The organism is Dyadobacter psychrotolerans (genome assembly GCF_004349265.1).
Lineage (GTDB): Bacteria > Bacteroidota > Bacteroidia > Cytophagales > Spirosomataceae > Dyadobacter > Dyadobacter psychrotolerans.
The window spans coordinates 568,607-594,683 of record NZ_SMFL01000005.1 but is presented as its reverse complement, the minus strand read 5'-3'; the positions used below and the strand labels follow the sequence as shown (position 1 = coordinate 594,683).

General features: G+C 42.3%; 17 protein-coding genes. 9 read left to right on the top strand and 8 right to left on the bottom strand.

Annotation, left to right across the window (positions count from 1 at the left end):
* Window positions 1-20 precede the first annotated feature (20 nt).
* Window positions 21-1,763, top strand: coding sequence for a DUF885 family protein (locus E0F88_RS16770; RefSeq protein ID WP_229213791.1), 1,743 nt, complete (start codon window positions 21-23; stop codon window positions 1,761-1,763).
* Between the two features lie 81 nt (window positions 1,764-1,844).
* Here E0F88_RS16770 and E0F88_RS16765 read toward each other — a convergent pair whose 3' ends face one another.
* Window positions 1,845-4,106 carry an ATP-binding cassette domain-containing protein gene (locus E0F88_RS16765; protein WP_131959417.1) on the bottom strand — a complete coding sequence of 754 codons (2,262 nt, stop codon included), beginning with the start codon at window positions 4,104-4,106 and terminating at the stop codon, window positions 1,845-1,847.
* A gap of 161 nt (window positions 4,107-4,267) precedes the next feature.
* On the opposite strand from E0F88_RS16765, the gene E0F88_RS16760 reads away from it, so the two are divergent.
* The gene (locus E0F88_RS16760) at window positions 4,268-4,777 is read left to right on the top strand and encodes an ankyrin repeat domain-containing protein (RefSeq protein WP_131959416.1); all 510 of its coding nucleotides are present in this window, start codon (window positions 4,268-4,270) and stop codon (window positions 4,775-4,777) included.
* 101 nt (window positions 4,778-4,878) lie between these two features.
* Window positions 4,879-6,720: a glycoside hydrolase family 97 protein gene (locus tag E0F88_RS16755; RefSeq protein WP_131959415.1), complete on the top strand. Its 1,842-nt coding sequence runs from the start codon at window positions 4,879-4,881 to the stop codon at window positions 6,718-6,720.
* A 30-nt stretch (window positions 6,721-6,750) separates the two neighbouring features.
* Here E0F88_RS16755 and E0F88_RS16750 read toward each other — a convergent pair whose 3' ends face one another.
* The 4 genes from E0F88_RS16750 to E0F88_RS16735 all read right to left on the bottom strand — a co-directional run bounded on the left by E0F88_RS16750 (window position 6,751) and on the right by E0F88_RS16735 (window position 10,962).
* Complete coding sequence (locus E0F88_RS16750; protein ID WP_131959414.1) at window positions 6,751-7,377, bottom strand: dioxygenase family protein; 627 nt, start codon at window positions 7,375-7,377, stop codon at window positions 6,751-6,753.
* A 196-nt stretch (window positions 7,378-7,573) separates the two neighbouring features.
* Window positions 7,574-8,722: a galactonate dehydratase gene (gene dgoD / locus E0F88_RS16745; protein ID WP_131959413.1), complete on the bottom strand. Its 1,149-nt coding sequence runs from the start codon at window positions 8,720-8,722 to the stop codon at window positions 7,574-7,576.
* 597 nt (window positions 8,723-9,319) lie between these two features.
* Window positions 9,320-10,000, bottom strand: a complete 681-nt coding sequence (locus E0F88_RS16740) for a hypothetical protein (RefSeq protein WP_131959412.1) — start codon at window positions 9,998-10,000, stop codon at window positions 9,320-9,322.
* A gap of 11 nt (window positions 10,001-10,011) precedes the next feature.
* The gene (locus E0F88_RS16735; protein WP_131959411.1) at window positions 10,012-10,962 is read right to left on the bottom strand and encodes a hypothetical protein; all 951 of its coding nucleotides are present in this window, start codon (window positions 10,960-10,962) and stop codon (window positions 10,012-10,014) included.
* Between the two features lie 410 nt (window positions 10,963-11,372).
* Here E0F88_RS16735 and E0F88_RS16730 point away from each other — a divergent pair, with 410 nt between their 5' ends.
* Both E0F88_RS16730 and E0F88_RS16725 read left to right on the top strand, forming a co-directional pair.
* On the top strand, window positions 11,373-15,299 hold the full coding sequence (locus tag E0F88_RS16730; RefSeq protein WP_131959410.1) for a caspase family protein: 3,927 nt from the start codon (window positions 11,373-11,375) through the stop codon (window positions 15,297-15,299).
* Window positions 15,300-15,390: 91 nt separating this feature from the next.
* Window positions 15,391-16,149, top strand: coding sequence for a hypothetical protein (locus E0F88_RS16725; RefSeq protein WP_131959409.1), 759 nt, complete (start codon window positions 15,391-15,393; stop codon window positions 16,147-16,149).
* A 382-nt stretch (window positions 16,150-16,531) separates the two neighbouring features.
* On the opposite strand, the gene E0F88_RS16720 is transcribed toward E0F88_RS16725, so the two are convergent.
* Window positions 16,532-16,972, bottom strand: coding sequence for a hypothetical protein (locus E0F88_RS16720; RefSeq protein WP_131959408.1), 441 nt, complete (start codon window positions 16,970-16,972; stop codon window positions 16,532-16,534).
* A 404-nt stretch (window positions 16,973-17,376) separates the two neighbouring features.
* On the opposite strand from E0F88_RS16720, the gene E0F88_RS16715 reads away from it, so the two are divergent.
* Both E0F88_RS16715 and E0F88_RS16710 read left to right on the top strand, forming a co-directional pair.
* Window positions 17,377-17,916 carry a 2'-5' RNA ligase family protein gene (locus tag E0F88_RS16715; protein ID WP_131959407.1) on the top strand — a complete coding sequence of 180 codons (540 nt, stop codon included), beginning with the start codon at window positions 17,377-17,379 and terminating at the stop codon, window positions 17,914-17,916.
* 105 nt (window positions 17,917-18,021) lie between these two features.
* The gene (locus E0F88_RS16710; RefSeq protein WP_165940091.1) at window positions 18,022-20,121 is read left to right on the top strand and encodes a CehA/McbA family metallohydrolase domain-containing protein; all 2,100 of its coding nucleotides are present in this window, start codon (window positions 18,022-18,024) and stop codon (window positions 20,119-20,121) included.
* A gap of 121 nt (window positions 20,122-20,242) precedes the next feature.
* Here E0F88_RS16710 and E0F88_RS16705 read toward each other — a convergent pair whose 3' ends face one another.
* Window positions 20,243-22,474 (bottom strand): tetratricopeptide repeat-containing sensor histidine kinase, encoded by a 2,232-nt coding sequence (locus E0F88_RS16705; RefSeq protein WP_131959406.1) that lies wholly within the window; start codon window positions 22,472-22,474, stop codon window positions 20,243-20,245.
* Window positions 22,475-22,672: 198 nt separating this feature from the next.
* Entirely contained in the window at window positions 22,673-24,133 is a 1,461-nt protein-coding gene (locus tag E0F88_RS16700; RefSeq protein WP_131959405.1) for a TlpA family protein disulfide reductase, read from the bottom strand.
* 305 nt (window positions 24,134-24,438) lie between these two features.
* On the opposite strand from E0F88_RS16700, the gene E0F88_RS16695 reads away from it, so the two are divergent.
* Together E0F88_RS16695 and E0F88_RS16690 are read left to right on the top strand one after the other, a co-directional pair.
* The gene (locus E0F88_RS16695) at window positions 24,439-25,107 is read left to right on the top strand and encodes a hypothetical protein (RefSeq protein WP_131959404.1); all 669 of its coding nucleotides are present in this window, start codon (window positions 24,439-24,441) and stop codon (window positions 25,105-25,107) included.
* 196 nt (window positions 25,108-25,303) lie between these two features.
* Complete coding sequence (locus tag E0F88_RS16690) at window positions 25,304-26,029, top strand: LytR/AlgR family response regulator transcription factor (protein WP_220466305.1); 726 nt, start codon at window positions 25,304-25,306, stop codon at window positions 26,027-26,029.
* The last annotated feature ends 48 nt before the right edge of the window (window positions 26,030-26,077 follow it).

Genomic DNA, 26,077 nt, shown 5'->3' with positions numbered 1-26,077 from the left:
AAAACATCTAAATAACAATCATGAAAAGAACAAAAATGAAAACACTCTGGCTGCTGGTCATTGCCCTGCTGGCAGCAAGCAAGTCATTTTCCCAAAGTACGGCAGAGTTTGTCCCCTGCCAGGAAATGCCTTCGATCATAACCAAATACAATGCCGACTATGCCTCTTTGCAGATCGCTTATGTGGTTGAATATTCCCCTGAAAAAAGAAACAGGTTTGCCAAACTGGACCAGGATTACTTAGCCAAACTTGAAAAGATCAATTTCAACGGGCTGTCGCAGGAATGCAAGGCAGATTATATCATGTTCAAACGTGACAGAGATGAAAATTTAAGGCTTTCAAAAGCGGAAGGTGAAGAAGCAGCCAAAGTCGCCAGCTGGTTTCCTTTCGCTGATTCGCTTTACGCAGCAGAAAAGTTTCGCCGCTATGGAGGTAAGGTCCCTGATTCTAAAAGACTGGCACTACTCTACACGGGAATTACCAAGCAGGTGGTTTCTTTAAGAGAAAAATTGAAAAAAGAAGATAATCTTGGTGTGCTTAATATCTACACCGCGACGAATATCATCACCGGCATTAAAACAGCAATGCGCAGCTCGTTTGAATTCTACAATGGTTATGATCCGTTGTATACCTGGTGGATACCATTACCGTACGAGAAATTAACCAAAGAACTTTCAGGTTATGAAAAAGACTTTCAGACAAAACTTGAAAACGGAAAACTGCAAATGGATAAAACCGGTATTGTAGGAAAACCGGTAGGTCGTGATGAGCTGATTAAGTTATTGAAATACAATTATATCAACTATACGCCGGAAGAACTTATTGACATTGCAAATAAGGAGTTTGAATGGTGCGACCGCGAAGCACTCAAAGCCTCGAAGGAAATGGGATTTGGAACCAACTGGAAAGCAGCTCAGGAAAAAGTAAAAGAAACCTATGTAGAAGCCGGAGAAAAACCGATGCTGATCCGCAGATTGTTTAATGAATCATTAGATTTTTTAAAGAAACACGATTTGGTTACCATTGATCCTTTAGCAGAAGAAGTCTGGGGTTTGAGAATGATGTCTCCGGAAAGACAGCTGGTTAACCCGTTTTTTACCGGCGGAACTTCGATCAGTATTTCCTACCCTACCAACACAATGGAAATAGACGACCGGCTGATGAGCATGAAAGGAAATAATCCGCATTTCTCGCGTGCAACCGTGCATCACGAATCAATTGCAGGCCACCATTACCAAAGAATGCAGAACAACCGTTTTAGAACCTACCGCTCTTTTGGTACGCCGTTCTGGACGGAAGGAAATGCGCTTTTCTGGGAATTTTTGCTTTATGATATGAATTTCCCGCAGTCACCTGAGGACCGAATGGGTATGCTCTTCTGGAGAATGCACCGCAGTGCCCGCGTGATTTTCTCAATGAATTATCATTTGGGAAAATGGACACCGCAACAATGTATCGACTTTCTGGTAGACCGGGTTGTCTTTGAGCGCGCCAATGCCGAAGCGGAAGTAAGAAGATCTTTTGCTGTAAGAATAAGCCCGCTATACCAGCTGGCTTACCTGATGGGCGGCATTCAGTTTTCAGGCTTGAAAAAGGAGCTTGTTGACAGCAAAAAAATGACAATCAAGGAATTTAACGATACCATTTTAAAACTAAACGGAATGCCGGTTGAAATGTTAAGAGCCATCTTGACCAATCAGCCGCTCACCAAGGATTTCAAAACCAGCTGGCGCTTTTACGATAAGGCCCCTTTCTGGAAATAGTCAACTGTAAATATTCGAAGTATAGCGCTGAAATCACTAAAACGGTTTCAGCGCTTTGCTTTTATACTTTAAACATTTATTTCAATCAGAGCTTAGACAAGTTTTTTTAAGATAACGGCTCGTGATCGATCCTTCTGCGCCGAGCAGTTGCAGCGGCGTACCTTCAAAGACTACCTTTCCACCCCTGGTACCCCCGTCGGGCCCCATATCGATAATCCAGTCAGCGTTTCTGATCACATCCAGATTATGTTCGATGACAATGACGGTGTTGCCGGCATCCACCAGACGATTGATAATGGACAACAAATGACTGATATCTGACATATGAAGACCCGTCGTGGGCTCATCAAGTACATAAATGCTGCCTTTTTTGTGCAGCTCGCTGGCCAGTTTGATCCGCTGGCATTCACCGCCTGATAGTGTGCTCAAAGGCTGGCCCAGCGAAAGATAATCCAGGCCAACATCGCTCATCGCCCGCAGTTTGTGCAGGATTTCCTTTTGACTGAAATAATCCAGCGATTGGCGCACCGTTAATGAAAGTACATCCGAAATTGATTTTCCATCCAGTTTATAGGTCAGCACCTGCTCCTTAAAACGTTTTCCCTCACATATTTCGCAGGGTGTTTTAATGCCATCAAGAAAAGCCAGATCGGTGTAAATCACGCCCGTACCCTGACAGTTCTCGCATGCGCCCTGTGAATTAAAACTAAACAAGGAAGCGCTCACGCCATTGGCTTTTGCAAAAACCTTTCGTACATCGTCCATCACACCGGTGTATGTTGCCGGGTTCGAGCGCGTGGAAGTTCCTACTGCCGACTGGTCGATCACAATGGCCTTTGGATGCTGCTTTAAAAATTCCTGATTGATCAGCGAGCTTTTCCCGGAACCCGCAACACCGGTAATTACTGTAAGTACACCCGTAGGGATGTCCACACTGACATCATGCAGATTATTTGCATTTGCATGAGTTATGGCAAGCTTGCCAGCTGGCTCACGCGTATTTTCCTTAATCGGCAAGGTTTTCCGGATAGATCGCCCCGTGAGCGTGTCTGCCTGGGTTAACTCCTCATATTTCCCTTCAAAGACAATTTGGCCACCGCTGCTTCCTGCGTACGGACCGACATCCACGATATGATCGGCTACCTTGATCACATCCGGATCGTGTTCTACGACAATGACCGTATTCCCTTTGTCACGAAGTTTTCCAAGCAGCTCATTGAGTCGGTGTACATCCCGCGGGTGCAAACCCACGCTGGGCTCATCGAAGATGTACATCACATCGATCAGACTGCTACTCAGGTGCTTTACCATTTTAACCCGCTGGGACTCGCCTCCGGACAAAGTAGTCGTTTCCCTGTCCAAAGTCAGATATTCAAGGCCGATATCGACTAAGTGCTGCAATCTTTCTGATAGCGTACCAACCATCGATTCTGAGACGGGGTCATTAATTTCGCTGATCAAAGCCAAAAGCTCTGAGATCTCCATGGCCGACATTTCTGCAATGTTCATGCTTTTGATTTTGCAACTCAGTGCCAGCTGGCTCAGGCGCGTACCTTTACAGGAAGAGCAAGGGCCAAAAGCGATGTATGGAGCCACCATTTTTTGGGTACGTTCCGATAAGGTCTTAAGGTCTCTTTTTATATAAGATCTTTCAAATTTTTCGATGATGCCCAGGTACGTCGCGTTCATCTCGCCGCCGCCAATCTGCAATTTGAATTTAAGGTTTTTACCGTAAAGCAAAAGATCCATTTCCTCGTCTGAATAATCGGAAAGCTTTTTGTCATTGTCAAAGAATCCCGAGCTGGCGTAAGCACTTTTTTCCCAGGTGGCAAAAACAGGAACCTGAACAGCCCCTTCATTGAGCGATTTACTTTTATCCAGAAACGAATCTGCAACAACGCCCATCTTGCGGCCAAGTCCGTTGCAATCAGGACACATTCCCAAAGGATCATTAAAGGAAAAAACATTTGAGTTTCCGACATGCGGCTCACCGATGCGCGAATACAGCAACCGCAGCACGGGTGAAATATCAGTGATGGTCCCCATTGTAGAATGAGAATTCCCTCCGAGTCTTTTCTGGTCTACAACAATGGCCATACTCAGATTTTCGATTGCGTCAGCATTGGGCTGGGTATATCTGGGCAGAAAGTTGCGGACAAACATACTGAAATTCTCATTGAGCTGACGCTGGGCTTCCGTGGCGATCGTGTCAAAAACAATCGAGGATTTGCCAGAGCCGGACACGCCGGTAAAAATTGTTATTTTGCGTTTGGGAATGCTCAAAGAAACATTTTTAAGATTGTTCTCTCGCGCACCGCGGATTTGGATATATTCCTGAAACATACTGCCCGGATATTATTTTACGGTTTACAATCGAACTACGAACTTTATAAAGAAAGACAATAAAATTAAAGTAAACCGGACAAAAACTTACAATTCCATTAAATTATCCACCATAGATAGAGTGATTTTATCCGCTTTTGTCTTTTAATAGCTGACCACCGATGGTTCATTTACTTTTAAAACTGATTGACATGACAGCATTAATGAACGCAATCAATAAAAACAACGCCACGCTCGTCGGGCAGCTGATTGAAAATGGCGCAGATGTCAACGAGCTGGATTCAAATCAGGATGCTCCCCTGGTGATTGCTGCCTACAAGGGGTATGACCAGATCGTCAAATCGCTTCTGGATGCGGGCGCCGATGTGACCGCTGTTGATCCGGGCATGAAAGCAACGGCGCTTCATGCCGCAGCTTATGCAGGCCGAAACGAAGCTGCCAAACTGCTGATCGCATATCATATCGATATCAACAAACAGGGCCCTTACAATGGTTACACTGCATTACACGATGCGATCTGGCAAAATAACGTCGAAGTGGTTAAGACTTTACTAGATGCTAATGCTGATTTAAAGCTGCTTTCAAATGACCACAAATCGGCTCTGGAACTAGCCAAATCAAAAAACAGAAAGGAAATTGTAGCCTTGATTCAGAGTAAAATGGAAAAATAGCCAAAAAAGTGATCTGATCAATAATAGCGAAGTTGGCATCTTCTCTGCAAGGGAGCTTTGCCACTTCAGATAAATAAATAAATACCCGACTACATTTAGCCATGCGTAAAATCTTTTTTTATCTGAGTTTAGGTCTTTTCTTTGCCTTGTGCGCGAAGCCTGCTTACTGTTATCAAAATAATTCCTTTGCCGCTTATTCTCCCGATCAAAAAACAAGTTTTGAGATAAAAGTAGATGAAAATAAAAACCTGGTCTACCGGATTCTCAGTAGCGGAAAGATTATTATCGACTGGTCTGCCATGGGACTCGTGCCGGGCCAAAAGCTGCTGAGTAAACAGACCAAAATCCTGAAGACACGTGCCCGAGAAGTGGATGAAAGATTTGCCTGGCCATATGGCGAGCGCGACAGTATCATCAACCATCACAATGAAATCACTTTGGATTGCCGCGCGACAGATGTTAAATATACTATCATAGCCAGAATCTTTGACGGCTCGGTGGCTTTTCGGTATGCTCTTGTGCAAAAAAAATCGACGACTCCCGCAACAATTGTTGACGAAGCCACCTCATTTAATTTGCCAGGACAATTCAAAGTATACCAATACAATCAGGAGTCGGTGTTCACTGAGACAGCCATTTCGGAAATGACAAAAACGAGTGACCTGCCCAGCACACTTGTCGGTGAAGGCATTTATATTTCGATCGGAGAAGCAGACAATAGTAGCTATACGAAAGCAATACTAAAAAAAGCGGAAGGTCAAAATACTTTGAAAATTGGCTTTTTAAAGGACAGCGTTCATACAACACCTTCGTTTCAAACACCCTGGCGAACGATCAGTTTTTCCCGTGATGCCATCGGATTACATCAGTTCAGCGATCTGCCGCTCCGCTTGGTTGACGCAAAACCTGCCGGCGCAACAAACTGGATCAAACCCGGTAAGCTGATCAGATCTTCCCTGAGCACGCAGGCAGGCCTTGACTGTATTGATTTTGCGGCCAGTCACAATTTTCAATACATCATGTTTGATGCAGGCTGGTATGGTCCGGAATTCAAGAAAGAATCAGACGCTACGAAGGTAATCGCAGCCATTGACATGAAAAAGGTAATAGAATATGGCAAAAGCAAAGGAATCGGAGTAATCCTTTATGTCAACCGGGTAGCGCTGCAAACCCAGATAGATCAGGTGCTTCCGCTTTATAAAAGCTGGGGTGTGGCCGGATTGAAATTTGGCTTTATAGATGGTTTATCCCAAAGCGGGATAAAATGGCTTGTTTCAGCCATTGAAAAAGTCTACCAGCACGGTTTGATGCTCAACATTCATGACAACTACAAACCCACCGGGCTAAGCAGAACCTACCCGAATTTGCTCACGCAGGAAGGCATACGCGGCAATGAAAACAATCCTGATGCCTACCACAATATGATGCTGCCCTTCACGCGTTTCCTGGCCGGAGCTGCTGATTATACTTTTTGTTATCCGAATTCAAACCGTAATTTCAGCGACAATTTGCTCAAAACGAAATTACAGGTCAGCAAGGGCCAGCAGCTTGCGCTTAGCGTGATTTATTTCAGCCCGATCCAGGCTATACTTTGGTATGGAAATCCAAACGATTACAAAAACGAAATTGAAACTGAGTTTTTTAAACTTGTTCCCACAACCTGGAATCAGACGCAGTATTTAAAAGGAGAACCCGGCAAGTTTGTTTCCGTTGCGAGAAGAAAAAACGATAACTGGTACATCGGAAGCGCCTGTGCGGAAGACCGCTGGGAAGCCGACATTCGTCTTGATTTTTTATCGTCAGGTCAAAAATATAAAATGACCGTTTACAGCGACGAAGGTCAGGAAATTATTAAATCTCAGCAGGTGATTGAAAAGGATTTTCTGCTTCCAATCCGTTTAGCTCCAAAAAGCGGGCAGGCAGTCATTTTGGAAAAACAATAATTGAAACCTTAGCAGGTCAGTATTCCGGTTTTATTTTTTAACAGGGTAATCCGGGATATTTTTACCCAGGTAAATATTCCGTTCACCTTTGTACATATTGCCTACATCAATAAGCTTTACAATGCCACTGCCACCGCGGTTTTCCAGTTTTACCCGCTTTTCGGTGGTCAGCAAAGAGTCATCTAAAAAAACAAACTCATCGATATAATATTCATTGATCCCAGGCTCTTTGACTGTAATATGAATATGTGCGGGCTCACTTCTGTCGGGGTAAGCAGCCGGGCGAAGTGTAACAAATTTATAAAATCCTTTTCCGTCGGTTTTTAACCATCCTCTTAAATATCCATGGCGTTTGCCCCACCCTTTTTCATTTCCTTTTTTTGGATAAATTCCCTTCTGGTCGGTATGATAAAGATAAAGCACCACGCCGGCAGCCGGGCTGCCATCTGCATGGTAGACAGTACCATTAATGCCGAGTGGTTTTTGTCCGTCCCAACTTGCGCCGGGCAGCTTTACAACAGATTCCAGTTTCTCAAAAGGAATTGTGTTTTCGTAAATCGCTTCGCAACCCTCACAGGGTCCGCCAACCTTTTTTGTTTGTGCAAAAACCGTCGTATTCCAGCAAATAATCGTCAGGATAAAAATCAAATTTTTCATTGATTTACAAGTTTAAGTTGTGAAACAGATAACGCAGATCTTTTATTTCTGCATATAACAACGACTTATCAAGATGCAATTTGGCTTGTTTTCAAAAGCTGGCAAACAATAACTTTTCAACCCCGTTTTGCTGTCAATGCTGTTTGTGGTAAGTAGCATGCGATAAACTTTAAGCATTTACCGCATGCCAGCACAACTACCATTCGGCCGCACTTCCGTCTTCATGTTTCCATAATGGGTTCTTCCAGTTGTGACCCACCTGCGCCATTCTGCGCACCTGTTCTTCGTCAATTTCAATACCCAGACCAGGCCCGGAAGGAATATTTACAAAACCGTCCTGATAACTAAAGACAGATTTGTCCGATAAATAATCCATTAAATCATTACCCTGGTTGTAGTGAATACCAAGACTTTGCTCCTGAATAAAGGCGTTGTGGCAGGTCGCATCCACCTGCAGACAAGCCGCCAGGGCAATTGGTCCCAAAGGACAATGCGGCGCGGCAGCAACATCAAAAGCTTCTGCCATGGAAAGTATTTTTTTGCATTCAGTTATGCCGCCAGCGTGTGACAAGTCCGGCTGGATGATATCTGCATAACCTTTTGTCAATAAATCCTTGAATTGCCAGCGGCTAAACATACGCTCCCCGGTTGCAATCGGAATGCAGGTATGATTGGCGATTTCCCGAAGGGCTTCATTGTTTTCGGGCAAAACAGGTTCTTCGATAAACATCGGCCTGAACTGCTCTAACTCTTTTGCCAGTACCTTCGCCATGGGTTTGTGCAGACGCCCGTGAAAATCGACCCCGATATCCAGCGCATAACCAACCGCCTCACGTATGGAAGCAACGCGCTGCAACACCAGATCGATCTTCTGGTAGGAATCTACATACTGCATCTCATCGGTCGCATTCATTTTAATGGCCTTGAACCCACTTTCCAGTGATTTTTTCGCTGTATTAGCCACATCGGCCGGGCGGTCGCCACCAATCCATGAATAGACTTTTATTTTATCACGGCATTTTCCTCCAAGCAGCTGGTACACGGGGGCATTATAAAATTTACCCTTAATATCCCAAAGCGCCTGATCGATACCGGCGATCGCGCTCATCAGAATCGGCCCGCCTCGGTAAAAACCGCCACGGTACATCGTATTCCAATGTCCTTCAATATCCATCGGATCTTTGCCGATCAACGATTCCATCAGTTCAATAACGGCTGCTCTTACCGTCGCAGCTTTTCCTTCAATGACGGGTTCACCCCATCCAACAATACCTTCATCGGTTTCAATTTTTAAAAACAGCCACCGCGGCGGAACCTGAAACAACTCAAAACTTTTTATTTTCATGTTACTATTTTTATGCAATGTTATAGGCAAAGCTGTGATATCTATTCGCTTTACACAAAAGTGGCAATAAACAATATTATATGCGCCAGGACAGGCTAATTTCGATACGTCACACCATATTTTTTTCGAAACATTTCGGAATTCCTCCTATCTGTCTAGCAAATAACACTTTAACTAAGACTTAAACTTTTTAATAAATCTCTTCGAGAGTATGTACCTAAACACTTAATCCGCCTGATTTCATTTTCATCCAATTGTTTTGATTTTTTTAAGCTAACGCCAATTTCTCCAAATGCGGATTTCCAAAGATTAAACGATTTAAGGGACACGCCAATTCCTTTTCGTTTTTGACTGTACCGGATGAATAATCTACGCTACCTCACCAAATTATGCCAAATGGCAGAAGAAATATTAAAGTGAAGGATAGACATTTTGCTGAAGATTTTGACAGTCATTTAGCGAACCGAAAAGACTTGTTGCGGCCTATTTCACTTAACCAGCGAGGCTAGATAGATACAAACTAATAACGCAGTCTGGGAATAGACCGATGCGGTATGTGGCTTAAAATATTTATAGAATCCTGTACAACTTCGAAAACTAATTATCAATCCAAATTTCAAATTGCCCCACAGGTACTTTTCCTTTTGCCCGGATAATCACAGGCAGGTTCTTTTCGGCTAATGATAAATTTCTTTCTTTTATTAAATTGAGAAGCAGCGAAAGAATATCCTCAGCAGCACCTTTATCGCTATCATGAAAATACTTTACCGAATTTTTAAATTTCATAGCTGATCCTATATGTTGAATAGCGGGTGTAATTGCGCCCTCGAGAGTCAAGATGCTTCGTAGCGTATCTGATATCGCGCTTTTTCTGCGATCCTGGATATAAATAATGTAACCGAAAAACCTTTTTGCCCGTACTACTTTGGCATCAATATGTGCTGCGACAATAAAACCATCAGCTGTTCTGATCGGCGAAGCAGTTCTGACTCTTTCGTTTTTTTCAGTTTGCATCTGCAACTGTCTCCACGTTTCCATTTGCTTGTTCATCTTCTGAACACTATCACTCATTGTGCTCAGTTCCGCATTTTTTGCAATCAAAGTTGTTTCAGAAGCAGCCAGCTCCGTCTTCCTCTGGTCCAGCAGGATAAGGAGATATACAGTGGTAATGATCAGTACGAGTGCCAGCAAAAGAGCAAAGACACTTTGCTTTTTCAAAGCCGTAATTTGAGCAATAAAATCTTCCCGGGTACTGTCGGGTTCCTGTTTTGCAATCATATCAAGTTGTATCAAAAAAGTCTTAACTTTTTAATTATTGACTCATCCACAAGTTCTTCGTTAAATTCAGCGGTGACATATCTACGCTGGTTGATCATGCCAAAGGCTGAAATACAAATTGACGCCAATCCCATAACGGCAATCTTAAAATCATCCTTAAAAAAAATACCGAAAGCGATTATAGCGATTCCTAACAGAAAAAGCGCAGAAAACAAAACAACATGGATACGATCCCAGAAATTTCCGCCAGTCAGTACTTCCTTTTTTGATGGATTTATAACACCAATTTTCCACCAGTTTTTATTTTCCAGTTCTGCCGAAAAACCCTCTTTTACGTACAAATCCCATCTGTCTTTTTCCTCCGCTGAGTCGGTTACCAGTCCCCTCCATGGCGACAGGTTAGTGGAAGTATCTTCCGGAATCAGTCCATCCTTGATGAGTGTATTAATTGCATGTTTGAATGCCTCCTTAATGGTATAATCCGTCGTAGAAACCGCAGCATAAAAATTGGACGAAAATTCCTTTGCCAGCCCGTCATTAACCCTACCTTTGGTAGCAATAACAGCCTTTACGTTTTGGCTGAAAAGCAGGTTTACCTGATCATGTGTAGCACAACCGTTTAGAAACACGATTTTCAGGTTTGGAGCCTCTCCCAAAAGCCCTGCAAGCCCTTTCGCCCGGGCGGATTTGTCACTGAAAATTAACTGCTCTGCGCCTGCATGGCCGCTAAAATGAAAGATAATGACCCGGTGTTTAAACGCACGGATGTCATCGTCGATACGTCCAGCATCCGCACTGCCTCTCGCAGGAAAAACAACGTTGATATTCCTTTCTGAGCCGGTTTGCTGAAATTTCTCCCAACAATCTGCAATGCACCTGTATTCATCCTCCAAAAATTCCAGATAGGGATCATGCGGATCATGACTTTGGGAAAAATATGACAAAACAACAGGCGTGTTCATTTATACAAGAATTGGAGTGTGGCAGAACCATGTCTAACTGCACCGAGATGGTGGCTGATTATTCTTCAATTTAGAACTTTTTGGTTTATCAAATATGGCCGGCAGCACTAATTTACTTAACGGTCAGCAATGACAATACTTCTACGCTATTGTTTTGATGTAAGGTAGAGTTTCAGTGAATTTGCTGCAATCACGACTAAGGATTCGGAATTTACGAACCGTTTGATGCAGGGCAGCTTCGCAACGAGATTGCTTGGATAGCTAAGCTAAAGTCATATACCAAGTCTGATCAGCGGTGAAAATCTTAAAGTGCTACCGTTAAATAAGTTACGGAATCTTTAAAGATTTTTTTCTATAAATTGGAGTCTGTTATTTACTTGTTTTATCCTATCTCTTTCACCAAAATAACAATGAGATTCGACACACTTCCACAGATAGAGGAACGCTTTCGTACCGACAACGCCGCAGCATTAAGAGCTTTTTCTCTACCGGTTCCCAACGAGAATTTATCATTAAACGGAATGGTTTACACTCCGAAAACCACCGATTACTATTACGGCACGGAGCATCCCAAGCAACGCATCGTATTGCATTTCACTGCCGGAAATCTAAGATCTGACATGCAGAGTCTCACTACCCAAAGCCGGCATGTTTCTGTCCCTTTTGTTATTGCCCGCGACGGAACGATCTATCAATTGTTTCCATCAAAATTCTGGTCGGGACATTTGGGTGAAGGAGTCGGTAATAAAAAGGGTACGGGTAATCCACAGGATAAAGCTACAATCGGTATCGAGCTATCCAATTACGGGTTTCTTGTGCCAAAGGACGGAAATCTCGAAACAATTTATTCCCGTATCAAGGACCCAAACACAGACAAAATCAGCGCTCCGGATCCATATTGTTCTTTATCTACCAAACAGGCTTTCACCAAAATCGACCATCCGTTTCGTGATCAGTCGTATTATCCTACCTATACCCCAGAGCAATTTAACAGCCTGATCATCCTGCTCAGATTTCTTACTGCGAAGTATAGTATTCCAAGGGACTTTTTACCGGAAGACAGACGATATTCAACCTTCAACGAGCTTGTTAATTTTAAAGGGATTGTATCTCATGTCAACTACCGTTCAAGCGGAAAGTGGGATGTTGGTCCGGCTTTCGACTGGAAAATGGTCATCGATGGCGTAAAAGCTCCAAATTATGTTTCAACTGCACCTGCTACACGGAATTTAGAAAGTGTTATTGAAAACGAAGAAGAGGTCGATTCACTTTATCCGCAAAACAGAGACATAACGGATATGGAGGAAGAGGAAGCGACTGACAACGAAGGTTATAATCCTAACGATTATGAGGAAAAATCATTGACTGCAGAAGCTTCCGTAAAAAAGCCAGAGCTTTATGCCTTGCTGGTGGGAATTAATGAATATGACCGAATACGAAAGCTGAGAGGATGTGTCAATGATGTCAATGCAGTTAAGAACTACCTTCAGACAGGAACGGATTTTAAGTTTAACATCAAAACGTTAACTGATTCGGCTGCAACACGTAAGGGCGTTGAAGACGGTTTTAAAGATCATCTTAACAAGGCAAAAGAGGGTGATACGGTTGTCTTTTATTATTCGGGACACGGTACACAGGAAGAAGCTGATGAAATTTGGGACGAAACAGATGGTGGACTTGAATGCCTGGTTTGCTATGATGGCGGTACTACAAAACATTCGCAATTTCTTCTCACAGACAAAGAGATGCGCTTTCTGATTCATCAATTATCCCAAAAGACAAAGGCCCATATAGTCACCATTTTCGACTGCTGTCATTCCGGAGATAATACAAGAAACGGAGCGTTGATGATGGCAGGTAGCGAAGGTAATGAAACAAATGAAAGGCGGGTAACAGATGAAGAAAGAGGTTCTCAGTTTTTCCCAAAAAGAAAATGGAGTGAATTCCTTTTTAGTGATACAATTAAAGAGGGTGCTATTAATGGAAAAAAAATAGAAGAATTTCTACCTCAGGGAACACATATCCAGATGGCAGCTTGTGAGTCAGATCAGACGGCTCTGGAGATTGCAGGGGCAGGCGTTTTTACCAAAACTCTACTTAAAACGCTTACTGACTGCGGAAGCAATATTTCCTATAACAATCTGAGAAGCCGCGTACGCCAGTATATGCGGGCAAGTTATGAACAGACGCCCCGCGTCTACGCACCTTTTATTGCAGATAAGTTGTTGGGAATTGGTTTTCTCAATCGACCTATTGATCCGCAAAAAACGATTTGCGAAGCGACTTTTAATAATGAAAGCGGCTGGCAATTAAATGTGGGCGCGCTTCACGGAGTGAAAACTGACTCAAAAATAAAACTGAGCAATCCCAGGCAACCAGAAACTGTTATCGAAGTGAAAGTCAAAAAAAACGGTGTTTTTATAGACTATACACAAATCTCCGCGGAAGGTCTTGACAACAACACGATTTACAAAGCGGAAGTAGCAGGATTGTTGACGCAGGAATTAAAACTCGAACTTGAAAACCGCGACGCAACACCGGAAGAAGCAAATGAATTGATCGGAGCTTTAATGCAAAAAGCCAGCGGCGGTTTTACTTTCGGAGGAGAAGCAGGTGCCAAACAGTCGGAAAAAGACAGTGGTGAAGCCGAAAATGCGGACTACACTTTTCACCTGAACAGCGGAGAAGCTTACATTACTCTGCCGCACGATCCGTTCCGCCCTTTAATACAACCAATTCCATTTGTTGGCGAGCAAAACGTCAGAACCATAATCGAATCGATCCAGCATATTTCAAGGTGGCACTTCATCAAAAATTTGCAAAATCAAAAAATACCTGAGGGTTTTCCTGCCAAACCAATAAAAATAGAGTTAACCCAAATCACGGCGGACGGCACAATCAAAACGATCGATATTTCAAGCGGCACGGCCACATTGGAATACGAAAAAATACAGGGAAACTGGCAGGGAAAAATACAGTTGTCAATTACAAATACAGCTGATCAGAAATTGTATGTATGCGCTGCATACTTAGGCAAATCATTTGACTGTTTTCTGGAATTCCTGCCGCAGAGAGTGCAATTGTTAGAGCCGGGGAAGTCGGTATTTTTGGGCCCTAACGGAACAGATCAAATTCATCTTGAGCTTGGAGATGTGGAGCGGGAATATAACTGGGAGAAAACGTTCGAAGCGATCAAATTCATCGTCAGCACAACAGATTTTGTAGCAGAAGCACTTACGCTTGAAGAGCTGCCAGCGCCTTTGACAACGAACAAAGAAAGAGGCCTTCTGAAAGGGCTTGTAACGAAAAAGTCAGTTCAATTCTCAGGTTGGATTACCCAAACCTTAAATCTTGTTTTCATAAATCCGGTTTTTAACGAAATCCCTGCAAATACTTTAAAAAAACTATTGGTATGGGAAGAAACAGCCTTCTTCGCATCAGGTCTGTATTGTGATATCGAAACAGATCAATTCGGGCAGCCGACGATATGGAAATTGAAGAAAGGAATTCTCGTACCGGAGGATGAAAGAGGTCTTTTTGCTGATATAAAACTATTTCTTGGCAACAAGATCGAAACGGCGCAGCGCAACAAGCGTTACAATAACCTGAAAAAAGATCCGACCCGACTGCGTATAGTAGCGGAAGGTGACTCGTGGTTTCAATACCCGATACTGTTACAGGATACTCTCGATCAGCTATACAAAAGGTATGCAATCAAAAGCTTTGCCGAAGCAGGAGATACGCTGTCTAATTATCTCAGGAAAAAGGAATACCTCAATGTCATCGGCGCAGAAGGTGCTCGGTACTTCCTGGTAAGCGGAGGTGGGAACGATGTATTGGGTGAAGAATTTCAAACCTTTTTGAGAGACCCTCCGGATCCAGGTGATACGACTTCAAAACGTTACCTGAATCAGAATTTCTTCAACCAGCTCAATACTTTGGATGAGCTATATACGGAAATGTTTGAAGAGTTAATCGCCAAATACCCTGATCTGCAAATTCTGGTACACTGTTATGACTACGTACTACCTGTGGACACAACCTTGCCTGAAAATAGGAAAAAGTCAAGTTGGAGCGGTAAATACATGATTAGCAAAGGAATTAAACCTCAGCTTGAACGGGAAAATCTGATCGTTTACATTCTGGATAAGTTTGCGGAAAGGATGAAGGCTTTAGCTGGGAAATTCAAAAATAACGTAACGCTCATTGATACACGCAACCTGGTGAAGCGGGATAAATGGTTTGACGAGATACATCCTGTGGATGAAGGTTTCGAGCTCGTTGCAGCTAAGTTTATTGCGGCAATCAGCGATATTGAAAACAGAGTGTATGCCTGAAGTATATCGTTTAAAGCAGCCGCAGCATTTCATAAGCAAATGCTGCGGTTCAGTAAATATTAAAACTTACAAATCATAACCAACACATATCATGCAAAACATTGACCCTGTAAAATATCTTAAAGAACTAAAAATCAGCGATCTCAGCAACACCTTCCCTATATCCAGAGACCTAGAAACCAAAGACTTACCGACTACCGAAGGAATAGAGCAGTCATTCATGAATGCCAAAAGCATTGTCTCCTTTGTATCCGAAATAGATGGGCAGCGGCGGGATGATGTGCTCAATTCCGTTTTACTAGCGCAGCTTGCCGCTAACAAACTATTTCCCGGCGACGACCAGAGTCTGGAATGGTATAAAGAATTCGTTAATGTATTGAACAATATTGGCTGGAATATCCAGGCAGCTGAATTCACCCATTTCGAATCAAGGGAGCATGTATTCGACATACAGAACGTGATTATCGACATCCTGCTGACGGCTTTCGGAGGTACATTCATCAAGGTCATTACCAAAACATTGGATGCCATCAAAGGCCTGGCTGACAGCAACGGCAAAATAACCGTCTTTGAGAAAAACACGCATTCCCTTTCAAAAGGCGCATTCCAGATCGGCCTGGCCAAAGTAGAAAACGAAGCGGTATCATTACAGATCGGAACCTTTCTGATCACCTCTTCCAATGAGATTAAAAGAATCCTGTTTTTCAAAACTACCAAAGACAAAACCAGCCTGGATTATTGCTCACGAACCGGCACATTGAACGAACAAATCTACGCAACAATTCGCGAATCGGTTGTAGAGAAGTTGGGTGGGAAGGTAACGGAGTTTATAGCGGAGGTGGAGATTTGATGAGAGGGATCTTGTTTATGTTCCTCAGTAAAGACCGCTGGTTTTCATATCAATTGTTTCTAACGGTTAACCAAATCATGAGCTGAATCTCAGACGTTTTCCGATTTCAAAAATCTCATCAATTCATTTTGTGCCAGCTCCTTTCGAAAATATGTCAGGTGATTACTGGCGACAATTTTTGTGTTGACATGATTGTAATCGGAGATGAAAGTTGCACTGTGAATGGTTACGCAATATCATTCGGTTATCCGTGGAAAATACCAAGGTTAAGACCAGGAATAACAACTTTTCTGCCAAGGCTTTTTTTTGCTTTTGCAGGAACATATCATCACCTTCATAGGTTCTTTCGATCAGACTGGTATCTGGGATAATGACATGGTATTCACGCCAGGTGCTTGTTTTGAACGACCCAGGCTTTTGATATAAAATGAGTTGGGGCTGGTATTTTCAAGGTTCTGCCGGGATCGGATTTGAGTGCTTTCAGCAAAAACGACAATCCGGTTATGACGAGTTTAATCGTACCCGTCACATTGATTGCGTGGGTAATTAATCCAAAGACAGCACTTCCGAGTTTGGCCAGCTCAGCTCCGGCTCTCGCGCCTGCCACCCGGGAAGCCTCATCAAAGCAGGAAGGTATTACAACTTCCTCAATGTTCCCGTCCAGAGATTTGCCGGCATTTTTGGGTCGTATAATTAGAGATTGGCCTTCTGGTAAAACAAGAGGCTGCCCCTCAACAGCCCGCAGTCCAAGAACCTGAACTGCATTGTCAGACCCAGTTGCAAGTTCAGCAGAGAAAGCCGCCTCAGTACAGTGTCGCCCCAAATTGCTTGCGGGGGGATGATATTATTCACCAGAGCATCTTTATTTTCATCTACTCCGCGCATTCCCGCACTTTTTTGCTTTCGGATAAGGTCGTCGCCCGTAGCGGCATAAGCATTTGCCGTAAAGCCTGGCGGGACATCAATTGTGAATGACCCGGAATCGGCTGAACTTCCGGCTGTTAATTTTCTCTTAGTTCGGACCTACGCGAACTCCAATCAAATTTAAACGCACATACTTATTTAACCGTAATGAATTGCCGACGAAGACTTACTGCCTGGCATGATCGTTTTTGGGTTAAATTACAGACTCTAAACTGGTCATTTTCTGTAAAATCAAAAAAGGCTAAAAAGCCCCTTTCGCGTACGCTGCGCTGCCATTTAATTTGAAATCTAACCAACCTTGTAATGGATCAAATACATTTGTCAGCCGAAAAATCAAAAGATAAACCATTAATTGCTACCTTCTCAATTACACCCGCTACGCAAAGCTATTTCAACCAGCTGCGTCAGAAGCATTTTCCTGCTGAGCGCAATTACATCGATGCACATCTTACTCTATTTCATGCCCTGCCCGATAAACCTTTTATTATTCAGGATTTGGAAGAGATTGCCGGAGACTGCCAACCCTTTGACGCCACTGCCCAGGCTATTGTATCGCTCGGCTATGGTACTGCTTTTAAGATTAAGTCACCTGAGCTGTCGTTATTGCATCAAAAACTTCAACGAAAATGGTATGACCTTTTGACAAATCAGGACCGTCAGAAAAGAAATTTTCATATTACAATACAAAATAAAGTGGCATCTCAGGTTGCTAAAAAGCTGCAGGCAGACTTGACATCCGGTTTCGAGCCTTTTGATTTTACTGTTTACGGAATTCAGCTTTGGCGATATCTGGATGGTCCGTGGGAATATATCAGCACAATAGATTTCAAAACAGATGCGTAAAAGCTAAGAAGCCAGACACAGTTCATCTTAGTTGGGTAAAATTTGATATGCCTTTGCTTATGCAAATAAGAAAAAATCAATATCAGATTTATTAAAGACCATTTCATGAAACTTAGATCTTTTATCCTGATTGTCATGCTGGCCACAGCAGTTACACCACTGCATGCCCAGTTAATACTAAATACAAAGCAGTTCAATCCAAAAGGCGAAACTTCATTGAGCCGTCAGAAAGATCTGTTAGAAATTATCTGGCCTGCGGGAGACGGCAAATTTGGGAAGGTTCAATTTGATCTGTCGCCTGCTAATGCGTTGTTCAAACGCATTGCCCTTGGCAGTAAAACACAGCCTGTTACCGTCTCACAAGATCTGGACGCCGCTTTTCTGCTGACAATCGGCAAACGTGACCTGCTTTCGCAAAATGGATGGAATATATTTTTCGATAAGGTTCCTTTAAGGCCTTTTCAAACATTTCCGGTGATCCTTAAAAAAACCAGCGTAACGGTTAAAACTGTTGGCAGCCGCACGGTAGTAAGTATTGGTAGTCTCACAGCCGACCGGTTTTCAGGGGTTTTAGAAATAACCTTTTACAATGGCAGTCCTTTGTTTAACATCGCAGCCGTGATGTCAACACAAGCCGAGGCTTCCGCTATTGTCTATGACGCCGGGCTGATCAGCCGTACTCAGAAGTGGAAAAGTCTTTCATGGACCAATACCGCTGATCAGATCGAATCTGCTGAAATCCAGTATGCAGATTCCGCGAAAAATCTTGCCGTGAAATACCGTACTATTGCTGCACAAAGTACCAATGGCGCATTGGCTATTTTCCCTGCGCCGCATCAATATTTCTATCCGCTGGATGAAGCCTTTAATCTAAAATTTATCTGGCATGGAAAAAATTACCGGAAAATGCTCGATGAGTATGGCATCGGAATCCGTCAGGAACTGGAAGGCGACCGACGTTTTGTGCCCTGGTTTAATGCACCTGCCGGAACGCAGCAGCGCCTGAATTTTTTCTGTCTGATTGGTAATGCTTCCGGCACCGATGTGATTGATGCTGTTAAAAAGTTTACAAACTCTGATCGCTACGTTAAACTGCCGGGTTTTAAAACCATGTCGAGCCATTTTCATAATGAGTTTATTATGAATGTGGTGTTAGCCGGAAAACCTGTTCCACAGAAACCCGAATTTGTCGAAGTCTTCAAGCAAATGGGTGTCGATATGGTTCATCTTGGAGAATTTCACTACACCGCTCATCCCAAAGGACCGGACTCGCTTCGACTGCGGGAATTGCGGGCACTCTTTGAGCAGTGCAGGCGGCTTTCTGACAAAGACTTTCTGCTTATGCCAGGAGAAGAACCTAACGAATTTTTCGGGGGTCATTGGCTTCAAATTTTCCCAAAGCCGGTTTACTGGATTATGTCACGAAACAAGAATGTACCCTTCGTTGAAAACAAACCCGGTTTTGGCAAGGTGTATCATATCGGCGATAAAAATGATATGCTCAAATTGTTACAGGATGAACAGGGACTTGCCTGGACCGCACATGCGCGTACAAAAGGTTCAGTTAATACGCCGGATATTTACAACCATGAAGATTTTTTTAAATCAGACCGCTTTATGGGTGCAGCCTGGAAAGCAATGCCGGCAGATCTTTCACAACCCCGCCTGGGCAACCGGGTGCTCGACCTGCTGGATGACATGAATAACTGGGGTGAGAAAAAAACGGTCATCACCGAGGCCGATCTTTTTACTGTCACAAAGGAAAATGAGATGTATGCACACATGAATGTCAATTACATGATGCTTGACGAGCTGCCCAGATATGATGAAGGGTGGAAACCCGTCGTAGATGCGATGCAGCATGGTAAATTCTTTGGAACAACCGGTGAGGTGCTGATGCATGAATTAAAAGTAAACGGAAAATTGTCCGGGGAAACGCTCAAACTGAACACCGATGGCACTGCAGACGTAAGTTTGAAACTGAGCTGGACGTTCCCGATGAATTTCGTAGAGATCATCTCCGGCGATGGCGAAAAAGTTTACCGCGAAAAGTTCGATTTGACCAGTACAAAAGCCTTTGGTGAACAGCAATTCAATTTCCGTCCCAAGTTAAAAGGCAGAAAATGGATGCGTTTGGAAGCCTGGGACAGTGCTGTTAACGGCGCATTCAGTCAAACGTTTTATCTGGAGGCAGCCGAAAATTAATCAAAAAATGCAGGTCTTGCTTGTTTATCCTTTTGCCGTACGGAATCTAAACCGACCTGAAACCTGCAATATTTTACACTCCGCTTTGACCTAATGTGTGATCAAAATCTTTGCTCTAAACCTAATCAATCACCTCAGCGCCTGAGTTAAATAATGGCAGCCTGATGACCGCAATGGTTCCTCTCTGATCAACTCTTTCGTTAATTGTAAAGCTCGCTGCCGCCTGATACTGTGTGTTAATCAGCGCGATTCTTTCCTGAATGGACTTTAAGCCTATCGATTTTTCCTTATTGACATTTACCGCCATTTTATTCGTTTTGCCATGAAGGCCAATACCGTTGTCTGTGACGGTTATGACAATCGTTTGATCTGCCTGGTCCAGGGCAACTGCAATATGCGCATCCGGAATACCAGAGCCAATTATTCCGTGCAGTATAGAATTTTCTATCAAAGGCTGGATCAGCATAGGCGGCAGCAGTATTCGATTCAAAGCAATATCGGGTGCCAGCAAAAAGCTGTATGTAAAGGAATTGTTATAGCGCATCGCTTCCAGTTCTGTATACAATTGCAACGCCTTCCATTCTTTATCAGCAGCAATCAGACTTTTCGTAGAATTTTCCAGAATCAGCCGGCTCAGGGAAGCGAATTTTTGTATTAACCTCGAAGCCGTTCTTTTATCATTATCCATGATATAAGACTCGATGGAATTCAGTACATTAAATATAAAATGCGGATTCATTTGCGAGCGGATCGCGCTCAGTTCACTTTCCGATAACTGATATTGATGTTCCAGTTTAAGCGTGTTCTGCTCAGCCTGCTGACGTTCGAGGATGTTTGCAAATTTTAATCTCCTAATTCTGTTAAGGTTTAAAATATATATCAGCACGGATGCCAAACTAACGATTGCCAAAATGCCATATAACCAGAGCTGCCGGATTTCCAGCCTACTTAGCTGTTGCTGCTGTGACAAGGCATTTAATTTGCTTGTCTGCAGCTTTTCATTGTTCTTTGAGATGAGCAGCTGTTTTTCTTTCTCCCCGCTGATCAGTTTCTCATTTTCCAGAAGGGCTTTTTGTAAGTCACTCTGCTGTAAACCCTTTTGTAATTCAGCACGGTTCAAAGCCAGTTGTAATTGTTGCTGTTTCAACTGACCTTCCGCCAAAATCTGTTTTTCGCGGTAAACTGCTTCTGTTTTATCAAACTCATATTTTATACTCATCCGGGTAATTTCATTTTTCTTTTGGTCATTGCTGATGCTGTCTCCAAATTCTTTATATTTTTTATAATGAAAAAAGGCGCTATCCGGCATATTCAGGGCTGTGTAAACTTCACTTAAACCCAGGCTGGCATCTCTTTTAAGATCAGTGACATCTGCTTCCGTGCCAATTTTTAACGCATCAAGCCCATAGGATTTTGCACGTGCATAATCGTGTTTCTGATAGTAGGCATCTGAAAAATTCAGATAATTGGTTCCAAGACTTTTTGTATTATTGATCTTTTTATTTTTTTCAATCGCCTTCGCACCGTGCATCAGCGAGAGATCCAGTTCGTGTATTTGACTATAATAGGCCGCCAGATTCCCGTTTTCACGGGCGCTAATTCGCATATCTCCTACTGAATCTGCAATCTGCAGGGATAATTTGCTGTATTTTATGGCTTCCTTAACATTTTTATTTTTCATATTAACAATGCCAATATTTGTAAGCGTGTGAGCGCGACCCACATAATGCTTGTTTTTCTCAAAAATAGGTAAGGCCTTTTGATAATTTTTCATAGCCGCCTCATAATCCTGCATTTCGGTGTACACAATTCCGATATTCATTAAAGTAATACCTGCATTAAGCTCATTTTTCACATCCTCATGTTTTTTGAGTGCGGGCAAAAAGTATTTCAGTGCTTCGGAAAACTTCCCCTGCGTCATATGCACCATACCAATATTTCCCAAAGCCGCAGCCACTCCCGCCTCATTTTTCCGGGCCTTATCATTCGTTAACGCATTCGTAAAGGCTTCAATAGCTTCCGGAAATTTTGACAGATAAATAAGGATACTTCCTTTCGTGCGGTAAGCGCCCGATACATAGTTTTTTTCTTTGATACTATTTTGAAAAGAAATAACCTCATCAACATGCGGAAGTGCCAGTTTGGGATCAAATTTCATCCCTTCGGTTGCAAGATTTAAGAGTAATTCAGCGCGTCGGTCGTCCTGTTTTGGGTGCGCTTTAAGCAGATTGGAAATGGAATCTGTTTTGGCATTTTGGGCATAACATTGCGTCATCAGCAGTAAAGTCAGCAGTAAAGTCAGCAGTGCTATTATACAAAAAGCGCCCTTCACGAAGAATTTTAAATTGAACATCTGGTATCTGTTTAGATAGAGATTTGCACGGGTTTCAGCAGCCTTAAAGTTAGCGATATTATACAAAGCAGCATGAAGAGTTCACTAGTCGGTTACTATTCTGCACTGGTTTAAAGTGCCAATTCGCTCAATCGGCTTTGATAATAACAGAAATTGGGATTGACTGCTACCAGACGGTTGATTTTATCGGTTAAGTAATTAGAGAGACAAAAGAGAATCTAAGTAATTATTGGATACTAATTCTGATGGGCGTTTAGCGTTAGCAGTCACTATATTTCCATTTTTATCAATGATGATATATCTGGGAATTGCACCGAATTTATACAAGCTGGTAACCAGGTTGGAATCCGCTACAATTTCAGAATTTTGTATACCATGCAAACCTTTAATTTGCGAATTTTCCTTTAAAAACTTCTTCCATTTCTCTGTGTCCTGATCTATCGAAACATAAAGAAATTTTAAATCAGGATAAGTCGAATATTTTTTCGATAGCTTCTTGGAGTACTCTAATTCATCTACGCACGGACCACACCACGTTGCCCAGATATCTATATACACCAGATTTCCTTTAAGATCAGAGAGTTCAAATACTTTTCCCTTATCATCATGCATCGATAAGTCTTTTATAGGCATACCACTCCTCAATCCGGAGAACCCTGTAAGCATATAATTTAACTCCCTCAGGTATTTGGATTTAGGAAAATCCTTTTGAAACAAATTAATAAGTTTTGATCCCGCTTCATAATCCATATCGCCACTATTTGAGGTCTGCGCTATAAATATAGCCATTAACAATTCTTGATAATCGTCCAATTTTCTGTCTCTTACTATCCCTCTTTTAATGTATTCATACTCCCCAGTTTTTATACTATTTTCGTAACGATAGTTCAGGATATTGTTGAATATCGGTTCTACCCTTTTGTGTAAGTACCATGTATAGTACGGATACTTCATGTAATTATCCAGCAGGCTGAAATTATTAAACGCATTAGATAATGTTGAGTCTAAAACGATACTTCTACCCTTAGCGACTATGTCATTGATATCCACCTGTGTATCAAAATACAATCGTTGACTAATTTCGAAAAGGGAGAAATACTCCATTATTATTTCCCGATAGTGAGTTGAAATAGAGTTATCACTTTCTATCTGCTTTTTTAATTCTGCACCAAATATTTTAAGGCTATCAAGATGCGCCTGCTGTTCTAAATAAGATGCAGAAATACGTTTCGCATAATTTGCGTTTACATATTTCTGTCCTTCATTTACAGTTAAGCTAATTTTATTATAATACGAATTAATGATTTTCAAATCTCCATTAAAATTAAAAGTTCCATTCTCAATTGTAAGATCGATATTTGACCCTGGTTCTAAGTGCATGGGTGTAATATATTTGAATTCACCGAATACCAACAATACATTGAGGGTATCCTCCTGTTTAAATTCAATTCTTGCACGCCCCAGGGAATCAAACTTCGACCGATGAACTTCTAATGGAGCAAGGGGTAAATCACTCGATCTGGTTAGAGATACATCCATTCCGGAACATTCGCGGCAGGAAATACTTACTTGCGTTTTACCATCTTTCAAGGAAGAAAGACAACTTACCACAAAAAGAATGGAAACGATCATAAAGAAAATGGAAAGGAGATATTTCATATGTTCTTTTGGGAGGCTAAAATTGATATGGTTCGGATTCTTATGTCTAAGCCAATATAGCTGTTTTCTCTGGTTCCTGAGCTAATCCCCGGCTATGTCCGCTTTTTTCTTCCCTGTTGCTGGCAGCTTCCAGACCAGAGCATACACGCTCACGGATCAGGTCCTCAACAGACTATTCTTTTCGGTTTCGCTCACATTCAATTCCTGTTTGCTAACTAAAAGACATGCTTCAATCATTGTCTTAAAATAAGAAATAAAACGGCTATAAGTTTGAGCCATCATAATCTCAACAAAAACACAATATCATGAAAAATCTAATCAACATCTGTAAAATGCTTCCTGTCCTGTTATTGGTATTGGGCAGCTGCAAGGAAAAATCTGCGGACCCGGTAAACACTGAGCTTTCAATTAATGACCTGACCAACTATTATCTGGTAATAGAAAACAAGGCAGGTGATAAGAGATTAGGAATTATATCGTTCATCGCCGAAGGAAATATCGTCAAAGCTTCCGCACATTTTCAGGGTGCGTTAAGAGTTCATGAAGCAACATTAGAAAATGCGGTTTTTCGTTTTGACTACAATTCCAACGGAGCGTCAGTTTACACTTTCACATTTAGAAAGGATGCCAGCGGCAATTTACAATTGCAATCCCAGGATTTGACTGCAAGCGGTGTTGCCGGTCAGCTAAGACAGGCCGTGCTGGTAAAAAAATCGGATGCACTTCCGATCATGAATAAAACTTTCTGGGTCGAGTCAGTTGGATTTAAAATTGAGATGGACGGCAATCAACCTGTATTACAATGGATTGATGGCAGGCGTTATGCGTCTTATTCACTTGAAAATTATGGTTTCAAAACCAATCAGGATGAATACATGGGCGTGGTGGTTCCCAACTGGAATTTCAATGGTAAAAATCTGCCGGGCATGTTGGTTGAAGTAGGTGATCAGGTTGTGATGGGAATCTCTAAGTAAGAAATTCTCTTAAAAACGGAATCGAAGGGATGGAATCAATTCCATCCCTTCGATTCCGGCCAAGAGTTTCCCAAAACAACGGTTTTTTAATCTATCGAAGTAATTTTTCGGGATGAACTTGGGAGTCTTCATATGATGAAGTTGCTAATGAGTTGTGTTTAATAAATATATAAACGAAATTGAAGAATAAAATACGATGATGTTAAGAGCTGCAATTTTAGATGATGAAATCAGGGGAAGCAAGTTACTTGCCCACAAGCTTGCTGTCTTTGAAAGTGAGCTTCAGGTTGTGGGTGTATTTAATCAGCCTGCCCTGGCGGCGGATGCAGTTGCAGGACTAAACCTTGACGTTATTTTTCTGGATGTAGAAATGCCTGTAATGAACGGCTTTCAATTTCTCGAAAAGCTGGGCAGTTTCGACTTCGAAGTTATTTTTACCACAGCCTACGATTCTTATACTCTGGAAGCGTTGCGGCTAAGCGCTGTGGATTATTTGCTCAAACCTATTGACGAAGAAGAATTACAGACAGCTATCACCCGTTTGAAGAAGCGGGTAAATGAAAAAGCAAAATATAAACTCGTCAAGCCCGAAAAAAAACCGAATAACCGCCTGGCATTACCAACCGCTGAGGGAGTTTATATTGTAGACAAAGCCAATATCATCCGGGTGGAAGCAATGAGTAATTACAGTGTCTTTTTGCTTACCGACGCAAAAAAAATAGTGGTTTCAAAAACCTTAAAAGAATTTGAGCCTGTTTTAGACGACGCCCATTTTATGAGAATCAACAGATCGGTGATTGTCAATCTCGACTTTGTCGTTAAATACCGTAAAGGTGACGGTGGTACTTTGGAATTATCCGATGGGTCTGAGATAGAAGTTTCTCCGCAGAAAAAGGAGGCGTTGTTGTTGTGGTTGTATTAGAAGAGGCTTTTGCGATTTTTGGATAAACATGCGTTTATCCAAAAAAAG